Here is a 9,857-nt window from a genome sequence, read left to right as displayed (position 1 = left end):
CCTAACGAGCCCGGCCATCCCCTGATGGCCGGGCTTTTGTCATGTTGTTTTGTTCCAGTTACCGTACTCCAGCAGGAGTGAGGAAGATCTATGCCGACGATCAATCAATTGGTTCGCTCTCCTCGTGTGAGCGAGCGTATCAAATCCAAAAGCCCTGCGATGGAGAACAGCCCGCAGCGTCGTGGTGTGTGCACCCGTGTCTACACAACGACACCGAAGAAGCCTAACTCCGCGCTGCGTAAGGTCGCGAAGATTCGTTTGACCAATGGCTTCGAGGTGATTTCCTACATCGGCGGTGAGGGGCACAACTTGCAAGAGCATTCGGTCGTGCTGGTGCGTGGCGGCCGTGTCAAGGACTTACCTGGTGTGCGTTATCACATTGTGCGCGGGGCACTGGATCTGCAGGCGGTGAAAGACCGCAAGCAGTCACGCTCGAAATATGGCGCCAAGCGCCCGAAGAAATAATTCGATTTACTTGATTGCAAATCGATTTCCGTCCGCATCTGCGGAGTAAGCAGCCCAAATAGGGCTTGGGCTCAGCCCAACTGAATTGGAGAAATCATGCCTCGTCGTCGCGAAGTAGAGAAGCGAGAAATTCTGCCGGACCCGAAGTTCGGTAGCGTAGATGTTGCCAAATTTATGAACGTTGTCATGCTCTCCGGCAAGAAAGCCGTTGCAGAGCGCATCGTCTATGGTGCCTTTGACACGATTCAAGAAAAATCTGGCAAAGATCCCCTCGAAGTGTTTTCGGCTGCCATGGGCAATGTCCGCCCCATGGTTGAGGTCAAGTCCCGCCGTGTTGGCGGTGCCAACTATCAAGTTCCTGTCGAGGTACGGCCTTCGCGCCGTATGGCCCTCGCGATGCGCTGGATTCGTGAGGCTGCGAAGAAGCGCAATGAAAAGTCGATGCAGCAGCGCTTGGCCAATGAACTGCTTGAGGCCGCTGAAGGTCGCGGCTCTGCAATGAAGAAGCGTGACGAAGTGCACCGTATGGCTGAAGCCAACAAAGCCTTCTCGCATTTCCGCTTCTAAACATTTATCTGGATTTCATCATGGCACGAATTACCCCGATCGAGCGTTACCGAAATATCGGTATCTCTGCGCACATCGACGCTGGCAAAACTACGACGACTGAGCGCATTTTGTTCTATACCGGCGTCAATCACAAAATTGGCGAGGTGCATGACGGCGCTGCCACGATGGACTGGATGGAGCAAGAGCAGGAGCGCGGAATCACCATCACCTCGGCCGCGACGACCTGCTTCTGGAAGGGGATGGATCGTTCCCTGCCTGACCACCGCATCAACATCATCGATACCCCTGGCCACGTGGACTTCACCATTGAGGTGGAGCGCTCCATGCGCGTGCTGGACGGCGCGTGTATGGTGTATTGCGCCGTGGGCGGCGTGCAGCCCCAGTCGGAAACCGTCTGGCGTCAGGCCAATAAGTACAAAGTGCCGCGCTTGGCCTTTGTCAACAAGATGGACCGCACCGGCGCCAACTTCTTTAAGGTCTACGATCAGATGCGCACCCGCCTCAAGGCGAACCCCGTACCTATCGTCGTGCCCATTGGCGCCGAAGAGAACTTCAAAGGTGTCGTCGATCTGCTTAAGATGAAGGCCATCATTTGGGATGAAGCATCCCAAGGCATGAAGTTCAACTATGAAGAAATTCCTGCGGAGCTGGTGGAGACCTGCAAGGAATGGCGCGAGAAAATGGTTGAGGCTGCCGCAGAGTCGAGCGAGGAGCTGATGAACCAGTACCTCGAAACCGGCGAGTTGAGCGAGGCCGAGATCAAGCAGGGTCTGCGTGCGCGCACCATCGCGAGCGAAATCCAGCCGATGCTTTGCGGTACCGCGTTCAAGAACAAGGGTGTGCAGCGCATGCTGGACGCGGTGATCGACTTTATGCCGTCCCCGATCGATATTCCGCCTGTGGCCGGACATGACGATGACGAGAAAGAGGCCGTTCGTAGGGCGGCTGACGACGAAAAGTTCTCCGCGCTCGCGTTCAAGCTGATGACTGACCCGTATGTGGGCCAGCTCACCTTCATTCGCGTGTACTCCGGCGTGCTGTCGTCGGGCGATACGGTCTACAACCCGATCAAGGGCAAGAAGGAGCGTATCGGCCGCCTGTTGCAGATGCATGCCAATAACCGTGAAGAAATCAAAGAAGTGCGCGCAGGCGACATCGCTGCAGCCGTGGGCCTGAAGGAAGTGACCACGGGCGAGACCCTGTGCAGTCCTGATGCCATCATCACCTTGGAAAAGATGGTGTTCCCCGAGCCGGTGATTGCACAAGCCGTCGAGCCCAAGACCAAGGCCGACCAGGAAAAGATGGGCCTGGCGCTCCAGCGTCTGGCGCAGGAAGACCCCTCGTTCCGCGTGAAAACGGACGAAGAGTCAGGCCAGACCATCATCTCGGGCATGGGCGAGCTGCACCTCGAAATCATCGTGGATCGCATGAAACGCGAATTCGGCGTCGAGGCCAATGTCGGCAAGCCGCAGGTGGCCTACCGCGAAACCATCCGCAAGACGGTGGACAATGCCGAAGGCAAGTTCGTGCGCCAGTCCGGTGGTAAGGGACAGTACGGCCACGTTGTGCTCAAGGTAGAGCCCAACGAAGTCGGCAAGGGCTTTGAGTTCGTCGATGCGATCAAGGGCGGCGTGGTGCCGCGTGAATACATCCCTGCGGTGCAAAAGGGTGTTGAAGAGTCGTTGAATTCCGGCGTGCTCGCAGGCTATCCCGTGGTGGACGTCAAGGTGACGCTGCATTTCGGTTCTTACCACGATGTCGACTCCTCGGAGCAGGCGTTCAAGATCGCCGCTTCCATGGGATTCAAGGAAGGCTGCCGTAAGGCGAACCCCGTGATCCTCGAGCCGATGATGGCCGTTGAGGTGGAAACGCCTGAAGACTACGCCGGCAACGTGATGGGCGATCTGTCGTCACGCCGCGGTATGGTGCAGGGCATGGAAGACATGGTCGGCGGCGGCAAGGCGATCAAGGCCGAAGTGCCGCTGTCGGAGATGTTTGGCTACTCCACCACGCTGCGTTCCATGTCGCAAGGTCGTGCTACTTACACGATGGAGTTCAAGCATTACTCCGAGGCGCCGAAGAACGTGGCCGATGCCATTGTCAGCGCTCGCGCCAGCAAGTAATTGACCCCAATAATCGACCCCTTTCAAACGTATTCAGATAAGGAACAACATCATGGCGAAGGAAAAGTTTGAGCGGACCAAGCCGCACGTCAACGTGGGCACGATTGGTCACGTGGACCACGGCAAGACCACGCTGACGGCGGCCATCACCACCGTGCTGGCGGCCAAGTTTGGCGGATCGGCCAAGGCCTACGACCAGATCGACGCAGCGCCCGAAGAGAAGGCTCGCGGCATCACCATCAACACCGCGCACGTGGAATACGAGACGGCCAACCGCCACTACGCCCACGTCGACTGCCCCGGTCACGCCGACTACGTCAAGAACATGATCACCGGTGCCGCCCAGATGGACGGCGCCATCCTCGTCGTCTCCGCCGCTGATGGCCCCATGCCCCAGACCCGCGAGCACATCCTGCTCGCCCGCCAGGTCGGCGTGCCCTACATCGTCGTGTTCCTCAACAAATGCGACATGGTCGACGACGCCGAACTGCTCGAACTCGTCGAGATGGAAGTGCGCGAGCTGCTGTCCAAGTACGACTTCCCCGGCGACGACACCCCCATCATCAAAGGCTCCGCCAAACTCGCCCTCGAAGGCGACAAAGGCGAACTCGGCGAGAAAGCCATCTTCAACCTCGCCGACGCCCTCGACAGCTACATCCCCACGCCCGAGCGCGCTGTGGACGGCGCCTTCCTCATGCCCGTCGAAGACGTGTTCTCCATCTCCGGGCGCGGCACCGTCGTGACCGGCCGGATCGAGCGCGGCATCATCAAAGTCGGTGAAGAAATCGAAATCGTCGGCATTCGCGCCACGCAGAAAACCACCTGCACCGGCGTCGAAATGTTCCGCAAACTCCTCGACCAAGGCCAAGCCGGTGACAACGTCGGCATTCTGCTGCGCGGCACCAAGCGCGAAGACGTCGAGCGCGGCCAAGTGCTGTGCAAACCCGGCAGCGTCAAGCCCCACACCCACTTCACCGCCGAGATCTACGTGCTCAGCAAAGACGAAGGCGGCCGTCACACCCCCTTCTTCAACAACTACCGTCCCCAGTTCTACTTCCGCACCACCGACGTCACCGGTGCGGTGGAACTGCCCAAGGACAAGGAAATGGTCATGCCCGGCGACAACGTCAGCATCACCGTCAAGCTCATCGCCCCGATCGCGATGGAAGAAGGTCTGCGCTTCGCCATCCGGGAAGGCGGTCGTACCGTCGGCGCCGGGGTCGTGGCCAAGATCATCGAGTAAATCGTTCAACGGAATCGGCCGGCGCCGCTTACTTTCGGCGTCGGCCTTCGCTCTTTGAAGAGAACATCATGCAAAATCAGAAAATCCGTATTCGCCTGAAGGCGTTTGATTACAAGCTGATCGATCAGTCCGCGATGGAGATCGTCGATACCGCAAAGCGTACAGGCGCCATTGTTAAAGGCCCCGTGCCGTTGCCGACTCGCCTGCAGCGGTTTGACATCCTGCGCTCGCCCCACGTCAACAAGACTTCACGCGATCAGTTGGAAATCCGCACCCATTTGCGTCTGATGGACATCGTTGATCCGACGGACAAGACGGTAGATGCTTTGATGAAGCTCGACCTGCCTGCGGGCGTCGATGTGGAAATCAAACTGCAGTGAGCACACTGCCTTGCAGATCGCAGGGCGGTTGATGTATGATTTAAGGCTTTCTTTCTGGCGAGGCCCGAAAGAAAGCTGGCAGTAATTGACTCAAGCCGCGTGGCTTGAATCGTTTGAATAACTTACGGGCCTGGCCAATCGTAGCCGGGTAGGAGAAAACAATGAGCTCACATTCAATGGGCCTTGTCACGCGCAAGGTCGGAATGACGCGTGTGTTCACCGACGATGGGGCATCCATCGCCGTCACCGTGCTGGATGCGTCTGGCAACCGGGTGTCGCAGGTGCGCACGCAAGATGTGGATGGCTATAGTGCCGTCCAGGTGGCTTACGGCTCTCGCAAGCCGTCACGCCTTACCAAGGGTCAGGCGGGTCACTTGGCGAAAGCAGGGGTCGAGCCGGCAGAAATCCTCAAGGAGTTTGATCTGCCCGCTGAAAAAGCGGCGGATTACGCGCCGGGTGCGACGGTTCCCGCTTCGCTGTTTCAGGTCGGCCAGATGGTCGATGCGCAGGGCGTGTCGATCGGCAAGGGCTTTGCTGGCTCCATCAAGCGCCACAATTTTTCGTCCAATCGCGCCTCTCACGGTAACTCGGTCACCACGCGTGCGCCAGGTTCCATCGGCATGGCGCAGGATCCCGGGCGTGTGTTTCCTGGCAAGCGCATGGCGGGTCAGATGGGCAATGAAACCGTGACGGTGCAGAACCTGGAGGTGGTTCGCATCGACGAAGCGCGCCAGCTCATCCTCGTCAAGGGTGCGGTGCCGGGCTCGCGTTCGGGCTTTGTGTTTCTGCGTCCCGCGGTCAAGTCTGCGACAGGAGGTCAGTGATGCAGCTCGATTTCATCAATGCGCAGGGCCAGCCTGCTGAGAAGTTTGAGGTCAGCCCCGAGGTGTTCGGCCGCGACTTCAACGAAGATCTGGTTCACCAGATCGTGATCGCTTATCAGGCCAATGCGCGCCTGGGCAACCGTGCCCAGAAAGACCGTGCGGTGGTCAAGCACTCGACGCGCAAGCCCTGGAAGCAAAAGGGTACGGGCCGCGCTCGTGCGGGTATGACGTCGTCGCCGCTTTGGCGTGGGGGCGGCAAGATTTTCCCGAATTCTCCGGACGAGAACTTCACGCACAAGGTCAACAAAAAGGCTTATCGCGCGGGGATGCGTTCGCTGTTTTCGCAACTGGCGCGCGAAGGCCGCCTAGTGGTGGTCGACACTTTCACCGTGGAGGCGCCGAAGACCAAGCTAGTTGCCGAGAAGTGCAAGGCGATGGGCTTCGACTCGGTGATGATCATTGCTGACGGCGCGGACGAAAATCTGTTCCTCGCTGCGCGCAATCTGCCGAATGTTCTGGTCGTCGAGCCGCGTTACGCCGATCCGCTGTCCCTTTTGTTCTACAAGAAGGTCATGATGACCAAGGGTGCAGTCAGCCAACTTCAGGAGATGCTGTCATGACGCAGGCCGTTCTCAATCCGCAGCGTCTGATGCAGGTGCTCAGCGCGCCGGTCATTTCGGAAAAGGCGACGATGGTCGCTGAAAAGCGCAATCAAGTCGTGTTTCTCGTCCTGCGTGACGCGACCAAGCCTGAGATCAAGGCTGCTGTCGAACTGCTGTTCAAGGTCGATGTCGAGTCGGTCCAGGTCGCCAACATCAAGGGCAAGGTCAAGCGCACTGCGCGTGGCACGGGCCGTCGCAATCATGTCAAGAAAGCCTATGTCTGCCTGAAGGCGGGCCAAGAGCTGAATTTCGCGCAGGAGGGTATCTAAATGCCCGTCGTCAAAGTCAAACCGACCTCGGCTGGCCGCCGCGCCGTCGTCAAGGTCTCGCACCCGCATCTGTACAAGGGCGAGCCCGAGCGTTCGCTGCTCGAGCCCCAGTTCCAGAAGGCTGGCCGCAACAACAATGGTCATATCACCACGCGCCATCGCGGCGGTGGTCACAAGCACCATTACCGTGTGGTCGATTTCCGTCGCGACAAGGACGGCATTCCGGCCAAGGTCGAACGTATCGAATACGACCCGAACCGTACCGCGCACATCGCGCTGGTGTGCTACGCCGACGGTGAGCGCCGCTACATCATTGCGCCGCGCAACCTCGAAGTGGGCGCTACGTTGATGAGCGGCTCCGAGGCGCCGATTCGTGCGGGCAACACGCTGCCTATCCGCAATATTCCGGTGGGTTCAACCATTCATTGCATCGAAATGCAGCCTGGCAAGGGTGCCCAGATCGCGCGTTCCGCCGGCGCTTCTGCGGTGCTGCTGGCGCGCGAAGGCATTCACGCTCAAGTGCGCATGCGTTCTGGCGAGGTTCGCCGCATTCACATCGAGTGTCGCGCCACGCTGGGTGAGGTGAGCAACGAAGAGCACAACCTGCGCCAGTACGGCAAGGCGGGTGCAAAGCGTTGGCAAGGTATTCGCCCGACGGTGCGTGGCGTGGCCATGAACCCGGTCGACCACCCGCATGGCGGTGGTGAAGGCAAGACAGGCGAGGGTCGCGTGGCGGTCAGCCCGTGGGGTACGCCGACCAAGGGTTATCGCACCCGCAACAACAAGCGCACGCAGAGCATGATCGTGTCGCGTCGTAAGAAGTAAGGGATAGCACATGGCTCGCTCACTCAAAAAAGGTCCGTTCTGCGACCAGCATCTGCTGAAAAAGGTTGAAGCTGCTGTCAGCACCAAAGACAAGCGCCCGGTGAAGACCTGGTCGCGTCGTTCCACCATCCTGCCCGAATTCATCGGCGTGACGATTGCCGTGCACAACGGCAAGCAGCATGTTCCGGTCTATGTGTCCGACCAGATGGTGGGCCACAAGCTTGGCGAATTCGCGCTGACGCGGACATTCAAAGGACATCCCGCCGATAAAAAGGCGAAGAAGTAAGGCAGACACATGGAAACTCGTGCAACCCTACGCGGCGTTCGCCTCTCGGCCCAAAAAGGCCGACTGGTGGCGGATCTGATTCGCGGTAAAAAAGTGGACTCCGCTTTGAACATCCTGGAGTTCTCGCCCAAGAAGGCCTCGGGCATCATCAAGAAAGTGCTGGAGTCGGCCATCGCCAACGCCGAGCACAACGATGGCGCCGATGTGGACGAACTGAAAGTGACTCAGATCATGGTGGAAGAGGGGGCAACCCTCAAGCGCTTCAGTGCGCGCGCCAAAGGTCGTGGCAATCGCATCAGCAAGCCCACCTGCCATATCTACATTCAAGTCGGGAACTGAGGACGTCATATGGGACAGAAAATTCATCCGACCGGTTTCCGTCTGGCCGTCACCCGCGGTTGGGCTTCGCGCTGGTATGCGCCGAGCACCCAGTACGCCAAGATGCTCAGCGAAGACATCATGGTGCGCGAGTACCTGGCGAAGCGTTTGAAAAATGCTTCGGTGTCGCGCGTGCTCATCGAGCGTCCGGCCAAGAACGCCCGCATCACCATTTACAGCGCCCGACCGGGTGTGGTGATCGGCAAAAAAGGCGAAGACATTGAAAACCTGAAGGCCGAACTGGCCAAGCGCTTGGGCGTGCCGGTCGCTGTGGACATTGAAGAGGTGCGCAAGCCCGAAATTGATGCCCAACTGATTGCCGACTCCATCACCCAGCAGCTCGAAAAGCGCATTCAGTTCCGCCGCGCCATGAAACGTGCCATGCAGAATGCCATGCGTATGGGCGCTCAGGGTATCAAGATCATGTCGTCTGGCCGACTGAATGGCATCGAGATCGCCCGGCGTGAGTGGTATCGTGAAGGCCGCGTGCCTCTGCAGACCCTGCGTGCGAATATCGACTACGCAACCTCTGAGGCCAAGACGACCTACGGTGTCATCGGCGTGAAGGTGTGGGTTTACAAGGGCGATACGCCGGCCAAGGGCGCTATCGTCCCGGCCAAGGCCGAGCCTGCTGCCCCCGAGGAAGATCGTCGCAATCGCCGTCCCGGCGCAGCCCGTCCGTCCGGCGCACGCCGTGCCGCCCCGGCTGCCGATGGCGAAAAATCCGTTGCTGTCAAGCGCGTGCGCAAACCGGCTCAGTCGGGTGGTACATCCGGTGGCGCAACTGGCGCATAAAGACAGCGCTTAAGGAGAAATTTCATGCTACAACCCGCTCGTCGCAAATACCGCAAAGAGCAAAAAGGCCGCAACACGGGCCTGGCCACACGCGGCGCCACGGTGGCCTTTGGTGAGTTCGGCCTGAAGGCGACCACCCGCGGCCGCATCACCGCTCGCCAGATCGAATCAGCTCGTCGCGCGATTTCCCGTCACGTCAAGCGTGGCGGCCGGATCTGGATCCGTGTGTTCCCGGACAAACCGATTTCCATCAAGCCCGCCGAGGTGCGGATGGGTAACGGCAAGGGCAACCCGGAGTACTACGTATCGGAAGTCCAGCCCGGTCGCGTGCTGTACGAAATCGAAGGTGTGCCCGAGGCCATCGCGCGCGAAGCGTTCGAGCTGGCTGCCGCCAAGCTGCCGTTCCGCACCATTTTTGTCACGCGCCAGATCGGCGCCTAAGGAGAGCGATTTGAAAACTTCCGCTCAACTCACCGAACTGCGCGCCAAGGATATTCCGGCGCTGCAGACCGAACTCGACAGTCTGCTCAAGGCCCACTTCAATCTGCGTATGCAGAAGGGCACGCAGCAGCTTCAGAATACGTGCCAACTGGGTAACACCAAGCGCGCCATTGCGCGGGTCCGTACCCTGATTCAAGAAAAGAAGGCCAAGGGTTAAGCCATGACTGAACAAAAGAAAGTGCAGCGCACGCTGGTCGGCCGTGTGGTCAGCGACAAGCGGCAGAAGACGGTCACCGTTTTGGTCGAGCGCCGTATCCAGCACCCGATCTATGGCAAGCTGATTGCGCGCTCCAAGAAGTACAGCGCGCACGACGAGTCGGGCCAGTACCACCTGAACGATGTGGTCGAGATCGCGGAATCGCGTCCGATCTCCAAGACCAAGGCGTGGGTGGTCAGTCGTCTGATCACCAAAGGTCAGGTGATCTGATCGCAGTTCTCTTCTGCTGATTTGCGTTTTTCAGCCCCTTTTGCGTTTGTTGCGCAGAGGGTGGCTGTATAAATAGATCAGGGCCCGTCGCCCGTTTGTTTCGCCAGAT

At 59.1% G+C, this 9,857-nt stretch carries 15 protein-coding genes; all 15 read left to right on the top strand.

The window, feature by feature from the left end; all coding sequences use genetic code 11:
- The first annotated feature begins 90 nt into the window (after positions 1-90).
- The 15 genes from rpsL (at position 91) to rpsQ (ending at position 9,748) form a co-directional block, all read left to right on the top strand.
- On the top strand, positions 91-465 hold the full coding sequence (gene rpsL, locus THI_RS15880) for a 30S ribosomal protein S12 (RefSeq protein ID WP_013107284.1): 375 nt from the start codon (positions 91-93) through the stop codon (positions 463-465).
- A gap of 96 nt (positions 466-561) precedes the next feature.
- A complete protein-coding gene (gene rpsG, locus THI_RS15875; RefSeq protein ID WP_013107283.1) occupies positions 562-1,032 on the top strand; it encodes a 30S ribosomal protein S7 in 471 nt (156 codons plus the stop codon).
- A 20-nt stretch (positions 1,033-1,052) separates the two neighbouring features.
- Positions 1,053-3,158 carry an elongation factor G gene (gene fusA, locus THI_RS15870; protein WP_013107282.1) on the top strand — a complete coding sequence of 702 codons (2,106 nt, stop codon included), beginning with the start codon at positions 1,053-1,055 and terminating at the stop codon, positions 3,156-3,158.
- Between the two features lie 52 nt (positions 3,159-3,210).
- Positions 3,211-4,401 (top strand): elongation factor Tu, encoded by a 1,191-nt coding sequence (gene tuf / locus THI_RS15865; protein WP_013107281.1) that lies wholly within the window; start codon positions 3,211-3,213, stop codon positions 4,399-4,401.
- A gap of 68 nt (positions 4,402-4,469) precedes the next feature.
- Positions 4,470-4,781 (top strand): 30S ribosomal protein S10, encoded by a 312-nt coding sequence (gene rpsJ / locus THI_RS15860; protein ID WP_013107280.1) that lies wholly within the window; start codon positions 4,470-4,472, stop codon positions 4,779-4,781.
- Between the two features lie 161 nt (positions 4,782-4,942).
- Entirely contained in the window at positions 4,943-5,605 is a 663-nt protein-coding gene (gene rplC, locus THI_RS15855; protein WP_041609045.1) for a 50S ribosomal protein L3, read from the top strand.
- Positions 5,605-6,225, top strand: a complete 621-nt coding sequence (rplD, locus tag THI_RS15850) for a 50S ribosomal protein L4 (RefSeq protein ID WP_013107278.1) — start codon at positions 5,605-5,607, stop codon at positions 6,223-6,225. The genes rplC and rplD overlap by 1 nt, the downstream gene beginning before the upstream one ends.
- Positions 6,222-6,536, top strand: coding sequence for a 50S ribosomal protein L23 (gene rplW / locus THI_RS15845; RefSeq protein ID WP_013107277.1), 315 nt, complete (start codon positions 6,222-6,224; stop codon positions 6,534-6,536). The genes rplD and rplW overlap by 4 nt, the downstream gene beginning before the upstream one ends.
- Positions 6,537-7,361: a 50S ribosomal protein L2 gene (gene rplB, locus THI_RS15840; protein ID WP_013107276.1), complete on the top strand. Its 825-nt coding sequence runs from the start codon at positions 6,537-6,539 to the stop codon at positions 7,359-7,361.
- 10 nt (positions 7,362-7,371) lie between these two features.
- Positions 7,372-7,647: a 30S ribosomal protein S19 gene (gene rpsS, locus THI_RS15835; protein WP_013107275.1), complete on the top strand. Its 276-nt coding sequence runs from the start codon at positions 7,372-7,374 to the stop codon at positions 7,645-7,647.
- A 9-nt stretch (positions 7,648-7,656) separates the two neighbouring features.
- On the top strand, positions 7,657-7,986 hold the full coding sequence (gene rplV, locus THI_RS15830) for a 50S ribosomal protein L22 (RefSeq protein WP_013107274.1): 330 nt from the start codon (positions 7,657-7,659) through the stop codon (positions 7,984-7,986).
- A gap of 9 nt (positions 7,987-7,995) precedes the next feature.
- Positions 7,996-8,820: a 30S ribosomal protein S3 gene (rpsC, locus tag THI_RS15825; protein ID WP_013107273.1), complete on the top strand. Its 825-nt coding sequence runs from the start codon at positions 7,996-7,998 to the stop codon at positions 8,818-8,820.
- 24 nt (positions 8,821-8,844) lie between these two features.
- A complete protein-coding gene (gene rplP, locus THI_RS15820; protein ID WP_013107272.1) occupies positions 8,845-9,261 on the top strand; it encodes a 50S ribosomal protein L16 in 417 nt (138 codons plus the stop codon).
- A gap of 10 nt (positions 9,262-9,271) precedes the next feature.
- A complete protein-coding gene (rpmC, locus tag THI_RS15815) occupies positions 9,272-9,478 on the top strand; it encodes a 50S ribosomal protein L29 (RefSeq protein WP_013107271.1) in 207 nt (68 codons plus the stop codon).
- 3 nt (positions 9,479-9,481) lie between these two features.
- A complete protein-coding gene (gene rpsQ, locus THI_RS15810; protein WP_013107270.1) occupies positions 9,482-9,748 on the top strand; it encodes a 30S ribosomal protein S17 in 267 nt (88 codons plus the stop codon).
- Positions 9,749-9,857 lie beyond the last annotated feature (109 nt).

This window comes from Thiomonas arsenitoxydans (assembly GCF_000253115.1).
GTDB classification, from domain to species: Bacteria; Pseudomonadota; Gammaproteobacteria; order Burkholderiales; family Burkholderiaceae_C; genus Thiomonas; species Thiomonas arsenitoxydans.
Note: the sequence above shows the minus strand (reverse complement) of the source record. Positions and strands in the feature narration are given on the sequence as shown.

What these genes read in the sequence shown, in the direction of transcription:
- tuf (WP_013107281.1), top strand. Translation starts at nt 3,211, where the DNA reads ATGGCGAAGGAAAAGTTTGAGCGGACCAAGCCGCACGTCAACGTGGGC.
- rplV (WP_013107274.1), top strand. Translation starts at nt 7,657, where the DNA reads ATGGAAACTCGTGCAACCCTACGCGGCGTTCGCCTCTCGGCCCAAAAA.
- rpsC (WP_013107273.1), top strand. Translation starts at nt 7,996, where the DNA reads ATGGGACAGAAAATTCATCCGACCGGTTTCCGTCTGGCCGTCACCCGC.
- rpsJ (WP_013107280.1), top strand. Translation starts at nt 4,470, where the DNA reads ATGCAAAATCAGAAAATCCGTATTCGCCTGAAGGCGTTTGATTACAAG.
- rpsG (WP_013107283.1), top strand. Translation starts at nt 562, where the DNA reads ATGCCTCGTCGTCGCGAAGTAGAGAAGCGAGAAATTCTGCCGGACCCG.
- rplW (WP_013107277.1), top strand. Translation starts at nt 6,222, where the DNA reads ATGACGCAGGCCGTTCTCAATCCGCAGCGTCTGATGCAGGTGCTCAGC.
- rplD (WP_013107278.1), top strand. Translation starts at nt 5,605, where the DNA reads ATGCAGCTCGATTTCATCAATGCGCAGGGCCAGCCTGCTGAGAAGTTT.
- rplC (WP_041609045.1), top strand. Translation starts at nt 4,943, where the DNA reads ATGAGCTCACATTCAATGGGCCTTGTCACGCGCAAGGTCGGAATGACG.
- rpsL (WP_013107284.1), top strand. Translation starts at nt 91, where the DNA reads ATGCCGACGATCAATCAATTGGTTCGCTCTCCTCGTGTGAGCGAGCGT.
- fusA (WP_013107282.1), top strand. Translation starts at nt 1,053, where the DNA reads ATGGCACGAATTACCCCGATCGAGCGTTACCGAAATATCGGTATCTCT.
- rplP (WP_013107272.1), top strand. Translation starts at nt 8,845, where the DNA reads ATGCTACAACCCGCTCGTCGCAAATACCGCAAAGAGCAAAAAGGCCGC.
- rpsQ (WP_013107270.1), top strand. Translation starts at nt 9,482, where the DNA reads ATGACTGAACAAAAGAAAGTGCAGCGCACGCTGGTCGGCCGTGTGGTC.
- rplB (WP_013107276.1), top strand. Translation starts at nt 6,537, where the DNA reads ATGCCCGTCGTCAAAGTCAAACCGACCTCGGCTGGCCGCCGCGCCGTC.
- rpsS (WP_013107275.1), top strand. Translation starts at nt 7,372, where the DNA reads ATGGCTCGCTCACTCAAAAAAGGTCCGTTCTGCGACCAGCATCTGCTG.